The organism is Streptacidiphilus sp. PAMC 29251, from assembly GCF_054208735.2.
Window position 1 is genome coordinate 6,526,083 of sequence record NZ_CM135725.2, and the last position, 18,905, is coordinate 6,544,987.

The window sequence follows — 18,905 nt, forward strand, 5'->3', positions numbered from 1 at the left end:
GGACCTCCTGGCGCGGAGCGGGGAGCATGCCGGGGGCCGGCGCCCATTTCCTGATCGGCTTGGGTAGCAACGATGGTGACGCGCCATGAGCATGCGGAATCAGGCCAGGATGGTTACCCAACGTGGGTAACTTCGTTGAACAGCAGGGCGCGTAGCGTTGGAGCGCCGAGCCCGGGGGAGGGAAGCAACGGACATGGCGTACAAAGCCGATGCGGTGCCCGGACTGCCCGCTGTGCTGCTGGGCGACCCACGGATGCGGCAGGCCTGCCGGGAGCGGGACTTCGCGGTGGTGTTCCAGTTGGCCAAGTCGCGCGGCGGGTTCTACCCCTCGCGCATCGCCCAGTTGTGCGGCATGACGCCCAGCCGGGTCGGCGAGATCATGTCCGGGAGCAGGCGCCTTGCGCACATCGACGTCATCGAGCGCGTCGCCGACGGCCTGCGAATCCCCGGCGCCATGCTCGGCCTGGCCCACCGCCCCTGGGAGACCCTGCCCAGACCGGAGGACCACCTGCGCCCCGACGACCGCCCGGCTGCCGACCCCGACCCTGAAGACCAGCAGTACGGACGAGGACTCAACGACCTGCTGGCCCTGGTCGACGGGAAGATCACCCGGCCGATGCTGACCGTGCTCCAGTCCTCGGTCCAGGACTACTGGAAGCGCGACGACCAGCACGGCGGAGCCTCCCTGCGCCCGGCCGTCATCGGACATCTGCGCTACGTCACCGAGCTGATCACCGGTACTCGGCCCGGCGCGCTGTCCCACGACCTACAGGCCCTGGCCGCCGAACTGGCCCGCCTCGCCGGGTGGGCATGCTTCGACGCCCGCCAGTACAGCACCGCACGGGTCTACTTCCGCCAGGCCCTGACCTATGCCCGCGACCTGGAGGACCGCTCCTTCACCGCCAACGTCCTGTCCTGCATGAGCCTGCAGGCCACCTACGAGGGCAGCGCCACCGACGCCGTAGCTCTGGCCTGCGCGGCACAGGACGCTGCCCGGCAGGGCCCTGGCTCCTCACTGGTGGATGCGATGCTCCACATGCGCGAAGCCTTCGCCCACGCCGCCCTGCACGACGCTGCCGCCTGCCACCAGGCCATCGGCCGCGCCACCACGGCCTTCACCCGCTCCACTGGAGAGAGCGGTGCTCCAGCCTGGGTGCACTACTTCGACGAGACCAAGCTCATCGTGGACACCGGCATCGCCCTGGCCCGCCTCGGCGAGGCCCCGCGCGCCGAGCCCCTGATCGCCGAGGGTCTGCGCCGCGAGCACATCGAGCAGCAGCGCGGCCGGGCCTTCCACGCCATCTGGCTCGCCGACGCCCAGCTCCAGCAGGGCAAGGTCGACCAGGCCTGCCACAGCGCCGACCTCGCCCTGGACATGGCCGCCACCATCGACTCTCCCCGCGTGGCCGGCCATGTCCGCGACTTCCACCGCCGCCTGGCCCCCTACGCCCGCGAGGCCCCGGTGATCGCCTTCGAGGAACGGATGCGCACCGCCTTCACTTGAGACTCTTGGCACCCTCGTCCAGCAGCAGGTACAGCAGCCCGACCAGGCTGCCGCTGCTGACGATCTCGCGCCGGTCGATCATCGCGCGCACCTCGCGCAGCGGAATCCACTCGATCCGGTCGGCCTCGTTCACCTCAGTCGGCGGCCCGGTGTACGTCGCGCCGTCGCCCCGGAACACGAAGTGCTCCGAGTCGGTGATGCCGTTCGCCGGCTGGGCGTAGATCAGCGGCTTCATCGCCTCCACCCGCCACCCGGTCTCCTCCTCCACCTCGCGCGCCGCTGCCTGCTCGGGCGTCTCGTCCGCCTCGATCAGGCCCATCGGCAGCTCCCACCCCCAGGTGTCGGTGATGAACCGGTGCCGCCACATCATCAGCACCCGCTGCTCGTCGTCCACCACGGCTGCCACCGCCAAGTGCCGCATCCGCACCACGTGGTGCTCCCAGCGCCGCCCGTCGGGCTGCTGCACGTCGACCAGCCAGAGGTTGACCCACGGGTTCTCGTAGATCGGCCGCTCTCCATGGATCTGCCACTGCATGAGTCAACTCCCTGTCGTCGGCTCCCTTCAGGATGTCATCTGAACACCACGGGGTACGGTCGGGTACAAGATGTCTTTCTGCCGGGGACGATCCTTCTGCGCTCATCCGGGCATCGATACCGCGGTGCTAACGGGCCTGGAGTTGCGAAGCGCAGGCGTCGACCTCTCCTCACGTCACAATGGCTTAGGAGCGTCCGACGGAAGGGCGAAGGGGTCTTCAGGGAGGAAGCAGCCGTAGTCTTGCAGCGGCTGCGGATCATTGAGCACGACTTGCCTGAGTTCGCCCGCCGGGGAGAGGCCATCCGAGCGGCCCAGCTCTCGTTGGCCGGGAAGACCGACCAACGAGAGCGGTGTATCTGCCACCAGCCGGCCGAAGCGCTCCAGCAGGACGAATACGGCGTCATGGACATCGTGAACGTTCTGAGCCGCGCTCTCCTCGGTGGCATCGGGGTCGAGTTCGCGGTAGGCATCGCGGGCCGAAGCCAGAAATCGCTCCGGATCGACGATCACCACATCCTGGCGCGTCCGCACGCTGATCGTCATACCCGTGGTCGGAGCCGTCAGTTCATCCACCCCGTCAAGGTACTCCGGTGGCTGCATCAGCCACGATCCGGAGTCACGCCCGAGTATTTCAGCGGCGGCGAGTGCGATCGGGGACCGCTGCTCGTGCTTGCGGTGACACCGCAGTTGTTCCGGGTGCAGTGGTGGCGCCTCGGCTGCGGGCGAGGGCTGCCTGGGTGCGTTCGGTGATCTGGTCGGTGGCGGTGTCTCGTAGCCGCCAGAGTAGGAGGGCTGCGGGGCGGGAGCCTTGATGGTGATGCGGGCCAGGGGCCCGGCGGCGGTTTGCCCGTAGGCCGGCCGGAGGTGGGTGAGGGTCTGTTGTGTGGCGTCCACCTGCTGGTGGTGGTGGCGGGCGTTGTGCCAGCGGGCTATCGCGACGACGGCGGCGATGACGGTGCACAGGAGCCAGGCGACGACGTCCCCGGAGCCTGAGTCGCCGGTCTGTGTGAGCTGGTAGGCGAGTTCGCGCAGTGCGCGACCCGCCTGGTAGTCGGCTTCCTTGCTGGAGCGGGTGGCGCGTTCGAACGCGGCGGCGGCTTGGCGGAGCTCTGCCCGGCTGGCGTGGGGTGCGGTCTGGGCGGCGGCGTCGAGGAGTGTGCCGACGGCGTGGATACGGTCGGCGGCCTGCTGCTCGTCGGCTCGGGCGAGTACGGCCGGTAACTGGTCGAGGGCGCGGGCTGCGTCCCGCCATGGATCGCCTGGCCGGTAGCCGGTGGTGAAGTGTTCGGCCGCGATGAGCTGGTTGAGGATCTTCGGCAGGGAGAGGTCGGGAGCCAGGCGGCTGCCAGAGAACCACACCGGCTCATCGCCGTCGGCGGGTTGGTGGGCGAAGGGGGAGTCCTTCCGAGAGGTCGGCGAGCGCTGGCGCGAGGCAGCGGCCCATGGGCTGACGACTGTCGAATCAACCTCTGCAAGGGCGTCAAACTCCCTACCTCCCGCAGGAGGGAGGTCGTTCCGCTCGCCGTGTCGGTGGTGGCGGCAGGCTGGTACCGAACGCTCCTCCTGCTGGCGGCTGCCTCCGGGCTGCGACAGGGCGAGATATTCGGCCTGGAGGTCAAGCACATCGACTTCAAGAACGGGACGGTCCGGGTCGAGCAGCAACTCATCACGCCGGACAAGGGCGTGCCCTATCTCGGGGCACCCAAGACCCACGAGAGCTACCGCACCGTACCGCTGGCCAAGGCGGCCATGGCAGCGCTCATCGCCCATCTCGACGAGCACCCGGCCACCCGAGTCGAGGTCGAGGATCGCACCGACCCCCGGCCGGACCGGTGGAAGGCGCGCAAGGCGGTGTTCGTGTTCTCCACCGAGCGACGCGAGGCGATCCCCCGCCGCAACTGGTCAACCATCTGGGCCGGCTTCGTCGCGGAGGCGAACCGCTCCCTCGCCGAGCAGCACCAGGCCCAACTCGTCCGCTGGGAACGGCTTGGAAAGCAGGGCCGTTCTCGAGGAGACAAGCCGGAGCTAGTCCAGGTGCCCGAGGACGCGACCATGCATGACCTGCGCCACTTCTACGCCTCCGTGCTGATCAAGCACCGCGAGAGCGTCAAGACAGTCCAGCGCCGCCTCGGCCACTCCAAGCCGTCGATCACCCTCGACACCTACACGCACCTGTGGCCGGACGAGGAGGACACGACGAGGGCAGCGATCGACGCCGTGTTCAGCAGTGTGCCCTCAATGTGCCCTCCTAGCCGCCAGAAGTAGCGTTGCCGCAGGTCAGAGCAATGTCTGCCAGTAGTACCAGAACCGGTTGAGGATCATCAGGGCGATCACCAGGTACCACAGGGCGGGGACCACCCAGTGGTAGCGGGCGAGGGCAGCCACAGTGGTTCGGCCGCGCGCGGGCACGGTTATGACGCCGCGGGTGAGGTTGTGCAGGGTGGTGTACCAGAACAGCGGGATCATCGCCGTCCAGACGGCGATGCAGTAGGGGCACACCGCCCCGATCCGGTACAGCGTCTGGCCGATGAGCCAGTGCACGAACACGATCCCGAAGAGCGTGCCGGCCTGGAGCCCGAGCCAGAACCAGCGCGGCAGCCGCACTCCGGTCAGGGCGATGACGCCGATGGTGACCACGACGGCGAATCCGCCCAGCCCGATCAGGGAGTTGGGGAAGCCGAAGGCCTCGGCCTGGGCGGTGCGCATCACCGATCCGCAGCTGATGATCGGGTTCAGGTTGCAGCTCGGGACGTAGTGCGGGTCCTCCAGGAGGCGGATCTTCTCCAGGGTCAGCGTGATCGAGGCGCCCAGGCCCAGGGCGCCGGCGAGCACGAGCAGCAGCGCGAACGCGCGGCCGGCGCCGACCGGAGCCGCCAGGCGGCGCGCCACCGGAGGCGCGGAGGTTGGTGCGGGGGAGACGGCGGCGCTCATCGGCGGTCCTTCGGTGGGAATGTCACAGGCAATGGCGCAGTCAATGGCACAGGAGTCGGTACGGGCAGCAGCACAGGACGGCTCACTTCTTGGTCGCGGTGATGGTCTGCTGCACCAGCGCCGTGTACTGGGCCGCGGTGATGGGAGTGCCCGCGTTGTCGAAGACCGTCAGCGGCGTGCCGTTGAGCTTGAGGGTCGGGGTGCCGGTGACGCCGCTGGCGTTGAAGGCGTCGGTGACCTTGGCGGCCCAGGGCGCGTACAGACCGGACTTGACGGCCTGAACGAAGGCCGCGGTCTTCAGTCCTGGCACCTTCGCGGCCAGGTCGAGCAGGTGGTTGACGTCGCTGAAGCCGTCGGTCTGCTCGTCGGGCTGGTTGGCGTAGAGCACGTCGTGGAACTGCTTGAACTTCGCCGGGCTCTCGTTCAGTGCCGCGCCCGCCGCCGCCAGCGCGGCGTGGGAGCCGGAGCCGCCGAGGTTGCTGTCCAGGAAAGTGCCCATGTGGTACTGGATCTTGTAGGTGCCGTTGTCGGCCAGCGCCTGGATGGTCTTGCCGTCCGCCTGCTCCAGCTTGTCGCAGATCGGGCAGCGGAAGTCCTCGTAGACGTCCAGGGTGTTGGGGGCGTCGGCCTTGCCGTAGACGATCACCGTGCCGTCGCTGCCCGAGCTGTTCGCGGGGGCGACGAGTGGCTTGCCGGCCGTGGACGTCGGCGAGCTGCTCCCGGCCAGGGCGATGCTGGCGCCGGCCCCGCCGCCGACCACCACGACCACGGCCGCGGCTATGAACAGGGCCTTGCGACGGGACGTGGACCGCTCCTGGCGGCGGCGCTCGGCGGCCAGGTGCTCGCGGGCGGATTCCTTGGCCTGGTGGGAGTTCTTCTGGCTCATGGTGGTGCTCGCTCTCTGGGTGTGGTGCACGTGGGGAAGGGGCCCCGTCGCACAGCCCGGCACACCGCCACGCGTCCCCCGAGGTGGGGACGGGGCAGGAGGGAAGGGGACGTCCGCGCACCCCGCAGGGCCGGCCCAGCTCAACGGCGCTTCGGCGCGACGGTGTTACGTCGCGACGGCGCTTCGGCGCGACAGCGCTACGGCGTCAGGACGTGGCAGGGCAGTGGCAGTGGCAGGGCGGTGGACGTGTGCCTCTGGTCCGGGCTGAGGAGGGGAGTGCAGCTCAGCAGGCAGGGGCGCAGGCGGGCGGACCGCGGCGGCGCGCGGTGCGCACCCGCACGTCCTGCGGGCCGGGCTGGCTGCGCCGGGGTGTCGGCGGCAGGACCGGGGTCGCGCGCGGGAGCGGGGCCACCAGGAACAGCAGCAGGCTCCGCAGCGGGCCCCGGGCGAAGGCCGCGACCGCGTGCAGCGTGCGGTGGATCGCCGCCTCGCCGCGGCGCAGCCACCAGGCGGTGGCCAGCGCGAGGAGCAGGTGCAGGGCGAGAAGCAGCACGACCTGACCGGTGGTCAGCGAGACCAACGCCCGGGGGACCCCGGCGGTCGCACCGATCAGCCCGGGGCGGATCGAACCTCCGCCGCAGGCCAGCACCCCGGGCCAACCGCTGACACCGACGCCGACGCCGGTGCCCGTGCCGGGAGGGCAACTCTGCTGGCCCGCGTTGAACAGGGCGTTCAAGCTCATCTGGAGCGGGACCAGCACCGCCGCGATGCACCAGAAACCGCGTTCGGCGGCGGTCAGCAGGATTGCCGCGCCGAGGCTTCCGGCGAACGCGATCAACACCGTGTCGACCGGCAGCGGCTGCCCGGTCACCACCAGCCGGACCCCGGAGGACAGCAGCACGGACAGCGCGGCGAACACCGCCGCGCGCATCATCCGAAGACCGTAGCCGTCCATCGAACGGAGTATGCCAGGCGCGGATAAAGGCCACATCAGTACGGAGTCACCTCTGGCTGTGCAGGTGAGTTCTGCCAGCGGCAGAACGCTGGCCGGACCGGGCTCGACGATCACTACAGTCCAGTCTCATGACGACGATTACGACGCGTACGGTCGAGTACCCGGCCGACGGTTTGACGATGATCGGGCACCTCGCGCTCCCGGCCGGTGTCGACCGCCGACCCGCGGTGCTGCTCGGACCGGAGGGCATGGGGCTCAGCGACGTCGAGCGCCGCCGGGCCGATGCTCTCGCCGAACTGGGATACGTAGTGCTGGCCTTCGACCTCCACGGCGGACGCTATTTGGGCGACCCCGGGGAGATGCTGGCCCGTTGCCTACCACTGCTCTCTGATCCCGACCGGATGCGGGGCATCGGCCATGCGGCGCTCGACGTGTTGCGCACCGAATCGCGGGCCGACCCCGACCGGATCGCCGTCATCGGCTACGGCACCGGAGGCGCCGTCGGGCTGGAACTCGGGCGCGACGGCGTCAACCTGCGCGCGATCGGGACAGTCAACGCACTGACCACAGGCCGACCGGGCGAGGCAGCGCGCATTCGATGCCCGGTGTGGGCCGGGGTCGGATCGGAAGACCCGATCATGCCGCCCGCACAACGGAAGGCGTTCACCGCCGAGATGCAGGCCGCAGGCGTCGACTGGCGCCTCGTGGTCTACGGCGGCGCCTTGCACGCCTTCCACCACCCGCCGGTCGACCACCCCACGGTCCCCGGCGTCGGCTACCACCCACAGCACGCGCAGCGAGCCTGGCACGACGTCATCGACCTGCTCGCCGAGTGCCTGCCCCTGACGGAAGATCTGCGGGCATGACCCTGCCTCACTGTGCTGACCACCTGCGAAGTCGCATCAAGATCAACTCATTGCCCCTTTGGCGCGTATCTCGACTGGACCCCTGGACGGTCCTCAGGGCAGTCCGATGGGGGCTGCCCTCAGCGGGCCGCCGTTGAGCTTGTGGCAGTTCTCTTCGTCCCACCACAGCTCGCCTTGCGTGGTGAGGTAGGGGTGCAGTCCGCGGACGCCTCCGCCTTGGTGGAGTGCGTGCGCGACTGCGTGGAGAAGGCTCGCCAGATCGGGCCAGGAGTCGGTGAAGTCACCGCCGCTGCTGTGGCCTGCCCAGCCGAGACGCCCCGCGTGCGGGCCGGGACGTTGGTCGATCACCTGTGCGGTGCCGTCGGCGCTCTCGGCCCAGGGCACCCAGAGTGGATGCCACCAAGGCTCGTCGTCCCAGGGACGAGCAGTCAGACCGTCGTTCTCCGCCGCGACGTCCATGCAGGTCTTCCAGCGGTCGGCGATGTCGCCCACGGCGAGCGGTGACTGCTCGGGCAGGAGAGTGGCCCAGGCGCTCAGTCCGTTGTGGCAGCGCACGGAAGCGGCGAGATCGCTGGGCAACGGAGTGCCCAGGATCTGCTCCACTTCCCGGACCTCGTCCGGTGTTGCCGGCGGGTTGAGCAGCGCGAGGCCGGAAGGCGAGTGCGTCGCCAGCCAGGCTTCTATGTGACGCCACGACTCCGACAGCGGCTGGATCTCTTGTGCCATGGCGGCATCCTGCCTTCCGTAGACCCGGATGCTCTCACCACTCATCAACAAACGCTGCCGCTACCCACCTACAAAGCCATACCTCAGTACGGAGGCACATCAGTGCAGGAGCCACAGCAGCCCGGCGCCGACCCGGGTCAGCCGCCGAGAGCCGGGCCCGCCGGCTGCAGACAGGTCTCGACGTCGGCAGGCGTATCAAGCCTGCTGACGACCTGGCCGTTGGTGCGGGTCAGTTGCACCTGGTAGCAGATGGGCAGGGCCTCGGTGCTGTCCCCGAAGAGGAAATCCGGTCGGTTGTACTGGGCACTCCCCATGAAGACGACCTGAGCGCCATCGGCGTCCACCTGGAGGACGGTGACCTCCACCATGGCGTCGGACTCGCTTCCCCACGGCGGCAGATGGCCCTTGACCAGGGAACCGGCCCGGAAACGTGAGGCCAGGACGGCCGCGTAGCCCTCGGCGCGGCCGTGCGCGGCCGCAGCCGCCACCGACCGGTTGTGGGCCTCGTGCCCGGACTGCACCTTCAGGCTCACCAGAAGCGTGATCACCAGGAGCCAGAGAACACCGCCGACGACGCCGAATACCACCAGAACGACTCTCCCGGCCGATCGCCTACGCGCAGCAGGGCGTTCCTGACTCACCACCATGGATTCCGTCCCCTCCCAGCAATGACGCCGGTGCCGTCAGCGTGTTGCCCACGGGCACCCCCGTATCCCAACACACCCGAAGCCTCCCCGGGAGCGAACGCAGCGGAGGAGAACGGCCGCCGCTGGGAGCGGCGTGAGAAGGTGATTGCTGTGAACCGATTGGCTGATCTGAGGCAGCCTCGGTGATCAAAACGGTGGCCCTCTGTCAGTGCTGACCCGTAGCCTCGCGGGTGCGAACACCGACACCAGGGGGACCATCTTGCGCACCACCACGTCACGCCGCCTCACGCTTGTCACCGCGGTCACGGTCGCGGCCGGCTTCGCGCTGGCCTCGGGCGCACACGCCAGCGATGTACTGCCAGCGCCGAGCGTCAGTTCCACCTACTTCCCCAGCGTGGGATCGGGCGGCACCGTCCCGCTCATGCGCACCCCCGGAACGGTGACGTTCACCGTGGGCGCGGGCACCACCGGGGATCCCGTCCGCTTCCAGTACGACCTCAACAGCGAGCTGCCGAACGTCGATGGCTCCACCGCCTCGCCGACCATGGCGGGCTCCGGCTCCGGGTGGGTTCCGATCGCCGCGGACGGCACCGCGACCGTCACCTTGGACCCCACCGAGTGGGACAACTGGATCGATGTTCGCACCGAGAACGCAGACGGCCAAACGTCCCAGTCCACCCGCTACACGTTCTTTACGACGTGGAACGGACCCGACGCCCGCAGCGACCTCAACGGTGACAAGCTCCCTGACCTGGTCGCCACCGGTAAGGACGGCAAGCTCTACGTCCTCTACGGTCGTGGCGGCGGTGCCCTGCAAGCCGCCGCCACCTACGCCGACTCCGGAACCGACGGGGCCTCCACCCTCATCGCTCAGAACGGTGACCTGGCAGCCGGCGACGGCTTCCAGGACATCCTGCGCATCAACTCCGCAGGGTACGCCGGCACCATGGTCAACAACGGCCTTGGCGACTTCAACCGTAGCTCCACCGGCTGGTACCGAAGTGACGGCAACACGTGGGCCGGTACCACCCAGATCGCGCTCCTCGGCCCGGACGCCGTCAGTGCCGGATCCGGCGGCGGAACCCTGCTCAGCGTGGAAAACGGGCAACTGCTCGACTGGCCCGGTTCACGAAACGGCATCCTGGGCACCTCCACCGTCATCGACCCCCATTTCGGCACCGGTGCCACTCTGGTCGCCCCCGGCGACATGAACGGCGATGGTCACGGCGACTTCCTGGTGCGCCAGAACAACAACGGCAAGCTGTTCCTGGCGCCCAGCAACGCAGACGGCACCTTCGGCAGCTCCAGCACCTGGAAGGAAATCGGCAAGCACTTCAAGGCTTCCGACTACCCGCTGCTGACCTCGCTCGGAGACGTCAACGGCGACGGACTGCCCGACCTGTACGCCGTCACCCGCGGCACCCTCGTACTGTTCCCCGGCACCGCAACCGGCGGCTTCGGCCCCGCACAACCCATCGCCACCTCAGGCATCGACTGGAAGCAGATCACCGCGATTGCCTGATCGTCCCGCCTGACGGTGGGACGCGCTCCAAAGAAGCGCGTCCCACCGCGCATTCCAGCCCGCCGCTCTGCGGTCTCGGTCCCAGCGGGGCCCTGCCTCTGGAGGAGCCGTTGGAGGTATGCAGTGGGTGCAGGGGCAGGTATCGCGTGCTTCGCCGCCGGGGGCGGGGCGGCGTGAGAGAGTGGGACGCATGAACCGGTTGGCTGGTGTGACCTCGCCTTATCTGCTGCAGCACGCTGAGAATCCGGTCGACTGGTGGCCCTGGGGGCCGGAGGCCTTCGCGGAGGCGAGGCGGCGGGATGTGCCGGTGCTGCTGAGCGTCGGGTACGCGGCGTGCCACTGGTGCCATGTGATGGCGCACGAGAGCTTTGAGGACGCCGAGCTCGCCGCGTATCTGAATGAGCGGTTCCTGCCGGTCAAGGTGGACCGGGAGGAGCGGCCGGACGTCGATGCCGTCTATATGGAGGCGGTGCAGGCGGCGACCGGGCACGGCGGGTGGCCGATGACGGTGTTCCTGACACCGGCGGCGGAGCCGTTCTACTTCGGGACCTACTACCCGCCCGAGCCCCGGCACGGGCTGTCCTCGTTCCGGCAGGTGCTGGAGGGGGTGCATGCCGCCTGGCGGGACCGGCGGGACGAGGTGGGCCAGGTGTCGGCGCAGATCACCGCCGACCTCGCCGCGCGCGGGGACGTCTACGGGGCGTCGGGGCAGCAGCCGCCGGACGAGGCGCTGCTGCACCAGGCCGTGGTGGAGCTCGGTCGGACGTTCGACGAGGAACGGGGCGGGTTCGGCGGGGCGCCGAAGTTCCCGCCGTCGATGGTGCTGGAGTTCCTGCTGCGGCACCATGCCGCCAGCGGCTCCGAGGCCGCGCTGCGGATGGCCGAGGAGACCTGCGCGGCGATGGCGCGCGGCGGGATCTACGACCAGCTCGGCGGTGGCTTCGCCCGTTACGCGGTGGATGCGGAATGGGTTGTTCCGCACTTTGAGAAGATGCTGTCGGACAACGCGCTGCTGCTCAGGGTGTATCTGCACCTCTGGCGGGCCACCGGCTCCGCCCTGGCCCGGCGGGTGGCGCTGGAGACGGCGGACTTCCTGCTCGCCGAACTGCGCACCCCCGAGGGCGGTTTCGCCTCCGCGCTGGACGCCGACAGCCCGGGCCCGGACGGCCACAACCACGAGGGCGTCTTCTACGCCTGGACGCCGGCCCAACTCGCCGAGGTGCTGGGCCCGGAGGACGGCGCCCGGGCCGCGTCGCTGTTCGCGGTGACGGCACAGGGGACGTTCGAGGGCGGGACCTCCGTCCTGCAACTGCCCGAAGACGCGGAGGACGCCGAGAACGCCGAGGACGCGGAGTGGTTCGCCGGGGTCCGGGCCAGGCTGTTCACGGCGCGTGCGGCCAGGCCGCGTCCGGCGCGGGACGACAAGGTCGTCGCCGCATGGAACGGACTCGCCGTCGCCGCGCTCGCCGAGGCCGGCGCGCTGCTCGACCGCCCGGCGTACGTGGAGGCGGCGCTGGCGGCCGCCGATCTGCTGGTCTCGGTCCATCTCACCCCGGAGGGAAGGCTGTTGCGCACCTCGCGGGACGGTCGGCCTGGCCTCAACGCGGGGGTGCTGGAGGACTACGCCGACACGGCGGAGGGCTTCCTCGCGCTCTACTCGGTGACCGGGGAGGTGAGTTGGCTGACCCTCGGCGGTCTGCTGCTGGACACCGTGCTCGATCAGTTCGCCGATGCTGCGTCAGGAGCCCTGTATGACACGGCAACTGACGCTGAGAAACTGATCCGGCGGCCGCAGGATCCGACCGACAACGCCTCTCCCTCCGGCTGGACGGCCGCCGCCGGGGCGCTGCTCAGCTATGCCGCGCTGACCGGTTCGGCGAAGCACCGAGCTGCCGCCGAGGGGGCGTTGGGCATTGTCAGCGCGCTGGGTCCCCGTGCACCGCGCTTCATCGGGTGGGGTCTCGCCGTCGCCGAGGCGTACCTGGACGGCCCCCGCGAGATCGCCGTGGTGGGACCGAGTTCGAGCCCGGACCTCGTGGTCGAAGCTGGAGCCGACCCCGCCACCGCCGCCCTGCACCGGGTGGCGCTGATGGCGACCGCCCCCGGCGCGGTCGTCGCCGTCGGTCGGCCGGACACCCCGGGCGTCCCGTTGCTCGCCGACCGCCCGCTGCGCGGGGGGCTGCCCACGGCGTATGTCTGCCGCCACTTCACCTGCGAGGCCCCGGTCACCGACCCGGCGGAGCTGGCCGGGAAGGTGGGGAGGGTCGGTTAGCCGGCGGCCACGGCGTCCGCGGTCCCGGCGGGGTCTGGCGCGGACGCCGTGCGTGTAGGAACATCACGCCATGGCCTGGGAGATCACGCACGACGCCGAGCTGTTCCACGCCGCCGCGGGGGACTACCTGGCGGCGGACCCGCTGCGCAATACGGTCCTGATCGGTCTGGCCGAACGGGTCCGGCAGCAGGGCCCGTTCGCGTTCGGCGGCGAGCTGCCGGCCCGTTTCGGCTGGTGGCGCGCCGAGGCCGGCGGACCGGTCGAGGGCGCGTTTGTGCACACCCCGCCGAACCGCCCCAACCTCGGGCCGATGCCGCGGGTCGCGGCCCGGGCGCTGGCGCTGAAGTGGCGCAGCAGCGGGGTCGACATCGCCGGTGTGGCCGGCGGCACAGAGGAGGCCAGGACCCTGGCCGCGGAGTGGACGGTGCGGGAGGGGCGCTGGTCGGTGTTCCGCAAGCAGCGGCTCTACCGGCTGGGCGAACTGCTGCTGCCGCCGATGGACGAGGACGCCGAGCCCAGGCTGGCGACCCTGCGCGACGTGCTGCTGGTGGCGCACTGGTACGCCGAGTTCGCGGTCGACATCCGCGAGCAGCGCCGGGACTACAGCGCGGTGGCCGCCCGCCGGGTGGGCGCGAGGGAGGTGGCGCTGTGGCAGGTCGCCGGGGAGCCGGTGTCCATGGCCGGGTTCTCCGCCGTGGTGCTGGGGCAGGGCCGGGTGGCGCCCGTCTACACCCCGCCGGAGCTGCGCGGACGCGGCTACGCGGCGGGGGCGACGGCGGCGGCGAGCGCGGCCCTGATGACCGCGGGGGCGAAGGACGTGCTGCTGTTCACCGACCTGGCGAACCCCACCAGCAACGCCCTCTACCAGCGGCTCGGCTACCGCGCGGTCGACGACTGGGTGACCCTGGACTTCCGCCCCTGAGGCCAGTGAGGCCGCTCAGGCCGCTCAAACCGCGAGGTCACTGCCGGAACGCCGTCGCCACCGAGTCCAGGGCGTGTTCCACCAGGTCGGCGATCTCGCCCTCGCCGTCGTTCTGGGCCCAGTACTCCACCGCCTCGCTGCACGCGGCGAGGACCGCGGCGACGGTGGCGCGCAGCGCCAGCAGGTCCGCCTGCTCGCCCGCGCGCTCGGCCAGGATCTCGACGATGAGGTCACGGGTCCGCAGCAGCTCGCCCGCACTGCGGTTCCTGATCGCCAGGTTGGAGTGCAGCATCCGCATCCGGAACAGTAGTTCCTCGCGCTCGGCGACCATCACCGTGCGCAGCGCCGGCATCACCATCTGCCGGATGGACTCCAGCAGCGGTTCGCCGAGCGGGCGGCCCCGGAGCACCGACACCATCAGCGGGTCGTAGTCGTCCGTGATGATCAGGTCTTCCTTGGTGGGGAAGTACCGGAAGAAGGTGCTCGGGGAGACGTCGGCCGCAGCGGCGATCTGGTCGACGGTGGTGCTCTCGTAGCCCTGGTCGGCGAACAGCCGGAAGGCCGCCGCGCGGATGACGCGGCGGGTCTTCAGCTTCTTGCGCTCCCGCAGCCCGAGCGGCGCCGCCAGCAGGGCCTCGATCTCGGCCGGGCCCCCGTCGGCCGCAGGGCCAGAAGCGGCGGCGGCGGCGACGGGGGCGGGGGTGATACCGGTGCTCATGCCTCTGATTGTGCGTGATCACCCGCCGCCTTGGCGATGCGGCCGGGCATCCGGAGTGCGACCAGCAGCGCGGACAGCACCGCCGCGATCCCGCAGACCAGCAGCACCGTGCTCATCCCGTGCAGGAAGGCGCTGTGCGCGGACGCGGCCAGCGCGGTGTCGTGGGTGGCGTCGGCGACGGCCTGGGCGGCGGAGACCGAGCCGCGCGCGGTGGCGGCCACCGGGGCGGGCAGTCCGTCGGTGTCGAGGTGGTCGGTGTAGACGCCGGCCAGCAGGCTGCCGAGCAGGGCCACGCCGATGGCGCTGGCAGACTGACGGAGCGTCTGCAGCAGCCCGGAGCCGACGCCGGCCCGGTCCTCGGGCAGCGCGGCCATCGCCGCGCCCATGGCCGGCACCATGGTGAGGCCCATGCCCAGGCCGAGCACGCTGAGCCACAGCGCGGTCCAGCCGTAGCCGTCGCCGACCCCGGTGCCGCTGCCGAGGAACAGCGCGGCGGAGACCAGCAGCAGCCCGGCGGTGACCACCCAGCGGACCGAGACCTTGGCGACCAGCGGCTCGGACAGCCGGGCGGCCACCAGCAGTCCGCCCATCAGCGGCATGATCCGGACCCCGGTGCCGAGGGCGTCGTTGCCGAGCACCGACTGCAGGTACTGCGGCAGCACGAACAGCGCGCCCATCAGCACGAAGGTGACCAGCACCGCGGCCAGGGTGTTCCACCGGTAGGCCCGGTCGGCGAGCAGGGTGAGGTCCAGCATCGGGTGCGGCTGGGACCGCTCGCGGAGCACCAGGCCGGTCAGCAGCAGCACCGAGCCGACCAGGCTGACCAGCACCGTCGCGCTGCCCCAGCCGTCGCTGGGCCCCTGGATGATGCCGAAGGTGAGCGCCCCGAGGCCGGTCACCCCGAGCACCGCGCTGGGCAGGTCCACCCGCGGCACGGCCGGGTTGCGGGATTCGGGCACGAGCAGCACCAGGGCGAGGATGCCGACCGCGATCAGCGGGATGTTGATCAGGAAGATCGAGCCCCACCAGAAGTGGTTCAGCAGCGCGCCGCCGATGATCGGGCCGAGCGGCATGCCCAGGGCCATCCCCGAGGTCATCACGGCGACCGCGCGGGCCCGTTCGTTCGGCGGGAACAGGCTGGGGATGATCGCCATGCCCAGCAGCGGCATGATCAGCGCCCCGCCGAGGCCCATCAGCGCGCGGACCGCGATCAGGGTGTCGGGGGAGTCGGCGAAGGTGCCGACCAGCGAGGCCGCGCCGAACAGCACCAGGCCGCCGATCAGCATCCGGCGCCGCCCGAAGCGGTCGCCGAGCAGCCCGGCCGGGAGCATCGCGGCGGCGAAGACCACCAGGTAGGCGTCCACGATCCACTGCAGCTGGCCGGTGTCGGCGTGCAGCTGGACGGCCAGGTCGGGCAGGGCGACGTTGAGGATGGTCCCGTCGAAGCCGAGGACCAGGACGCTGAGGCAGACCGCCCCCAGCGCCCACCAGCGGCGGGGGACCGGCGCGGCCGGTTCGGCCGGGGCGGCGAGGTGCGCAGTCGTGGATGCGCTCATGGCAGACTCCGTCTTCTGATTGATACTGTCTTATGACAGTAACTCTCAAAAGACGGTGACCGTCAAGGAGCTAGAGCGAGAGGGCCCTAGGCGACCGCCGTGTAGGCGATCAGCGAGACGCCGATGTACTGGACGATGAAGGCCGCCAGCGTGCAGAGGTGGAAAACCTCGTGGAAGCCGAACCAGTTGGGGGAGGGGTTCGGCCGCTTGATGCCGTAGATGACCCCGCCGGCGCTGTAGAGCAGGCCGCCGACCACCAGCAGGACCACCACGGCGATGCCGCCGGTCCGCAGGAAGTCGGGCAGGAAGAACACCGCGGCCCAGCCCAGGGCGATGTAGCAGGGGGTGTAGAGCCAGCGCGGGGCGCCGACCCAGAAGACCCGGAAGGCGATGCCAGCCAGGGCGCCGATCCAGACCAGCCAGAGCAGCAGCTGCTGCCGTCCGCCGGTCAGCAGCAGGATGGTGAAGGGGGTGTAGCTCCCGGCGATGATCAGGAAGATGTTGCTGTGGTCCAGCCGCCGCAGGATCGCCTCGCCGCGCGGGCCCCAGGTGAAGCGGTGGTAGAGCGCGCTGATGCCGAACAGCATCCAGGCCGAGGCGGAGTAGACGGCGCAGGCGATCCGCGCCTGGTTCGAGTTCGCCAGGCAGATCAGGACGATCCCGGCGGCGAGGGACGCGGGGAACATCCCGGCGTGCAGCCAGCCGCGCAGTTTGGGCTTGACGGGCTCGAGGAGGGAGCTCACGGCGTCGGTCATGGGCCCACTCTACCTACGGGACCGTAGGTTACTTGTGAGTAGATCACTGCTCAAAGGTGTGAATCATCACGTGAACGCGTCGCGCATGCCGCTGATGTCGGCATTCGTCACCCACTGACAACGTCATCCTGTGGCCTGGGTCACTTTCGCCGCTCGGGGGCGGTATGTCGCTTTAGGAATATCGGCGTTACGCTGCCAAGACCCTCAAACACACCACCGGATCAAGGACGATTCGGTGGGAAACGGAGCGATCGTGTCGTACGAGAACTCTGCCCTGTCCACCTCCGCGCCCACGCAGCACAAACGGTTGCTCGCCTGGGTCCAGGAGATCGCAGAGCTCACCCAGCCCGACCATATCGAGTGGTGCGACGGCTCCGAAGCCGAGTACCAGCGCCTGTGCGAACTTCTGGTCGACAAGGGAACGTTCACCCGGCTCAACCCCGACAAGCGACCCAACTCCTACTACGCTGCCTCCGACCCGAGCGACGTCGCCCGGGTCGAGGACCGGACCTTCATCTGCTCCGAGCGGGAGCAGGACGCCGGGCCCACCAACCACTGGAAGGCCCCCGCCGAGATGCGGGCCGTCTTCGGTGAACTCTTCGAGGGTTCGATGCGCGGGCGGACGATGTACGTCGTCCCCTTCAGCATGGGCCCCGTGGGATCCCCTCTCGCCGCGTGCGGCGTCGAGATCACGGATTCCGCGTATGTCGCCGTGTCGATGCGGGTGATGACCCGGATGGGACAGGCCGTCCTGGACTTCCTCGGCGAGGACGGCGACTTCGTCAAGGCGGTGCACAGCCTGGGCGCACCGCTCAGCGAAGGGCAGCAGGACGTCTCCTGGCCCTGCAACGACACCAAGTACATCTCGCACTTCCCGGAGACCCGCGAGATCTGGTCGTACGGCTCCGGCTACGGCGGCAACGCGCTGCTCGGCAAGAAGTGCTACGCCCTGCGGATCGCGTCGACCATGGCGCGGGACGAGGGCTGGCTCGCCGAGCACATGCTGATCCTCAAGCTCACCCCGCCGACGGGTGACCACAAGCCGGTCTATGTCACCGCCGCCTTCCCCAGCGCCTGCGGCAAGACCAACCTGGCGATGCTCCAGCCCACGATCCCGGGCTGGAAGGTCGAGACCATCGGCGACGACATCGCCTGGATGCGCTTCGCCGCCGACGGCCGGCTGCACGCGATCAACCCGGAGTACGGCTTCTTCGGCGTCGCACCCGGCACCGGCGCGGACACCAACGCCAACGCGGTCGAGTCGATGTGGGGCAACACGGTCTTCACCAATGTCGCGCTGACCGACGACGGCGACGTGTGGTGGGAGGGCCTCACCGAGGAGCCCCCGGCGCACCTCACCGACTGGCGCGGCAACGACTGGACCCCCGCGAGCGGAACCCCGGCCGCGCACCCCAACGCGCGGTTCACCGTCCCCGCCTCGCAGTGCCCGATCATCGCCCCGGAGTGGGAGGACCCGGCCGGGGTGCCGATCTCGGCGATCCTCTTCGGCGGACGCCGCGCCAGCGCGGTGCCGCTGGTCACCGAGTCCTTCGACTGGCAGCACGGCGTCTTCCTCGGCGCCAACGTCGCCAGCGAGAAGACCGCGGCGGCCGAGGGCACGGTCGGCGAGCTGCGTCGCGATCCCTTCGCGATGCTGCCGTTCTGCGGCTACAACATGGGCGACTACTTCGCCCACTGGGTGAAGCTGGGGCAGCAGGCGGACGCCGCCAAGCTGCCGAAGATCTACTACGTGAACTGGTTCCGCAAGAACGCCGACGGCAAGTTCGTCTGGCCGGGCTTCGGCGAGAACAGCCGCGTGCTCAAGTGGATCGTGGAGCGGCTGCAGGGCGGCGCCGAGGGCGTCGACACCCCGATCGGGGTGCTGCCGACCCGCGCGGCGCTGGACCTGGACGGCCTCGACATCGCCGAGGCCGACCTGGACCTGCTGCTCAGCGTGGACCCGGAGATCTGGCGGCAGGAGGCCGCACTGATCCCCGAGCACCTGGAGCTGTTCGGCGAGCACACGCCGAAGGAGCTGTGGGACGAGTACGAGAAGCTGGTGGTCCGGCTCAGCTGAAGGGTCTCAGCTGAGGGCGCTCCCGGCCGGGAG

At 70.1% G+C, this 18,905-nt stretch carries 17 protein-coding genes; 7 read left to right on the forward strand and 10 right to left on the reverse strand.

Annotated features, from left to right (window positions below; genetic code table 11):
* Positions 1 to 193: 193 nt before the first annotated feature.
* The gene (locus ACXKR8_RS31235) at positions 194 to 1,504 is read left to right on the forward strand and encodes a hypothetical protein (protein ID WP_458267909.1); all 1,311 of its coding nucleotides are present in this window, start codon (positions 194 to 196) and stop codon (positions 1,502 to 1,504) included.
* Here ACXKR8_RS31235 and ACXKR8_RS31240 read toward each other — a convergent pair.
* Together ACXKR8_RS31240 and ACXKR8_RS31245 are read right to left on the reverse strand one after the other, a co-directional pair.
* On the reverse strand, positions 1,497 to 2,039 hold the full coding sequence (locus ACXKR8_RS31240; RefSeq protein WP_458267910.1) for an NUDIX hydrolase: 543 nt from the start codon (positions 2,037 to 2,039) through the stop codon (positions 1,497 to 1,499). The genes ACXKR8_RS31235 and ACXKR8_RS31240 overlap by 8 nt on opposite strands.
* Positions 2,040 to 2,213: 174 nt before the next feature.
* Entirely contained in the window at positions 2,214 to 3,398 is a 1,185-nt protein-coding gene (locus tag ACXKR8_RS31245) for a hypothetical protein (RefSeq protein WP_458267911.1), read from the reverse strand.
* A 174-nt stretch (positions 3,399 to 3,572) separates the two neighbouring features.
* Here ACXKR8_RS31245 and ACXKR8_RS31250 point away from each other — a divergent pair, with 174 nt between their 5' ends.
* A complete protein-coding gene (locus ACXKR8_RS31250) occupies positions 3,573 to 4,304 on the forward strand; it encodes a site-specific integrase (protein WP_458267912.1) in 732 nt (243 codons plus the stop codon).
* A gap of 12 nt (positions 4,305 to 4,316) precedes the next feature.
* Here the strand turns inward: ACXKR8_RS31250 and ACXKR8_RS31255 are convergent, their stop codons facing one another.
* The 3 genes from ACXKR8_RS31255 to ACXKR8_RS31265 all read right to left on the reverse strand — a co-directional run bounded on the left by ACXKR8_RS31255 (position 4,317) and on the right by ACXKR8_RS31265 (position 6,811).
* A complete protein-coding gene (locus ACXKR8_RS31255) occupies positions 4,317 to 4,970 on the reverse strand; it encodes a vitamin K epoxide reductase family protein (protein ID WP_458267913.1) in 654 nt (217 codons plus the stop codon).
* Between the two features lie 82 nt (positions 4,971 to 5,052).
* Positions 5,053 to 5,856, reverse strand: coding sequence for a thioredoxin domain-containing protein (locus tag ACXKR8_RS31260; protein ID WP_458267914.1), 804 nt, complete (start codon positions 5,854 to 5,856; stop codon positions 5,053 to 5,055).
* A gap of 283 nt (positions 5,857 to 6,139) precedes the next feature.
* Positions 6,140 to 6,811, reverse strand: a complete 672-nt coding sequence (locus tag ACXKR8_RS31265) for a hypothetical protein (RefSeq protein WP_458267915.1) — start codon at positions 6,809 to 6,811, stop codon at positions 6,140 to 6,142.
* Positions 6,812 to 6,939: 128 nt separating this feature from the next.
* Here ACXKR8_RS31265 and ACXKR8_RS31270 point away from each other — a divergent pair, with 128 nt between their 5' ends.
* Positions 6,940 to 7,677 carry a dienelactone hydrolase family protein gene (locus ACXKR8_RS31270; protein ID WP_458267916.1) on the forward strand — a complete coding sequence of 246 codons (738 nt, stop codon included), beginning with the start codon at positions 6,940 to 6,942 and terminating at the stop codon, positions 7,675 to 7,677.
* Between the two features lie 93 nt (positions 7,678 to 7,770).
* Here the strand turns inward: ACXKR8_RS31270 and ACXKR8_RS31275 are convergent, their stop codons facing one another.
* Positions 7,771 to 8,403: an SMI1/KNR4 family protein gene (locus tag ACXKR8_RS31275; RefSeq protein WP_458267917.1), complete on the reverse strand. Its 633-nt coding sequence runs from the start codon at positions 8,401 to 8,403 to the stop codon at positions 7,771 to 7,773.
* Positions 8,404 to 8,540: 137 nt separating this feature from the next.
* Positions 8,541 to 9,050, reverse strand: a complete 510-nt coding sequence (locus ACXKR8_RS31280) for a hypothetical protein (protein WP_458267918.1) — start codon at positions 9,048 to 9,050, stop codon at positions 8,541 to 8,543.
* Positions 9,051 to 9,309: 259 nt separating this feature from the next.
* Between ACXKR8_RS31280 and ACXKR8_RS31285 the strand changes: the two genes are divergently transcribed.
* The 3 genes from ACXKR8_RS31285 to ACXKR8_RS31295 all read left to right on the forward strand — a co-directional run bounded on the left by ACXKR8_RS31285 (position 9,310) and on the right by ACXKR8_RS31295 (position 13,766).
* Positions 9,310 to 10,572, forward strand: coding sequence for an FG-GAP repeat domain-containing protein (locus ACXKR8_RS31285; RefSeq protein ID WP_458267919.1), 1,263 nt, complete (start codon positions 9,310 to 9,312; stop codon positions 10,570 to 10,572).
* Between the two features lie 190 nt (positions 10,573 to 10,762).
* A complete protein-coding gene (locus tag ACXKR8_RS31290; RefSeq protein WP_458267920.1) occupies positions 10,763 to 12,844 on the forward strand; it encodes a thioredoxin domain-containing protein in 2,082 nt (693 codons plus the stop codon).
* A gap of 70 nt (positions 12,845 to 12,914) precedes the next feature.
* Complete coding sequence (locus ACXKR8_RS31295) at positions 12,915 to 13,766, forward strand: GNAT family N-acetyltransferase (protein WP_458267921.1); 852 nt, start codon at positions 12,915 to 12,917, stop codon at positions 13,764 to 13,766.
* A 37-nt stretch (positions 13,767 to 13,803) separates the two neighbouring features.
* On the opposite strand, the gene ACXKR8_RS31300 is transcribed toward ACXKR8_RS31295, so the two are convergent.
* The 3 genes from ACXKR8_RS31300 to trhA form a co-directional block, all read right to left on the reverse strand.
* Entirely contained in the window at positions 13,804 to 14,484 is a 681-nt protein-coding gene (locus tag ACXKR8_RS31300) for a TetR family transcriptional regulator (RefSeq protein WP_458267922.1), read from the reverse strand.
* On the reverse strand, positions 14,481 to 16,040 hold the full coding sequence (locus ACXKR8_RS31305; RefSeq protein ID WP_458267923.1) for an MFS transporter: 1,560 nt from the start codon (positions 16,038 to 16,040) through the stop codon (positions 14,481 to 14,483). The genes ACXKR8_RS31300 and ACXKR8_RS31305 overlap by 4 nt, the downstream gene beginning before the upstream one ends.
* Positions 16,041 to 16,126: 86 nt before the next feature.
* Entirely contained in the window at positions 16,127 to 16,795 is a 669-nt protein-coding gene (gene trhA, locus ACXKR8_RS31310; protein ID WP_458267924.1) for a PAQR family membrane homeostasis protein TrhA, read from the reverse strand.
* Positions 16,796 to 17,048: 253 nt separating this feature from the next.
* Here trhA and ACXKR8_RS31315 point away from each other — a divergent pair, with 253 nt between their 5' ends.
* On the forward strand, positions 17,049 to 18,872 hold the full coding sequence (locus ACXKR8_RS31315) for a phosphoenolpyruvate carboxykinase (GTP) (RefSeq protein ID WP_458267925.1): 1,824 nt from the start codon (positions 17,049 to 17,051) through the stop codon (positions 18,870 to 18,872).
* Positions 18,873 to 18,905: the final 33 nt, after the last annotated feature.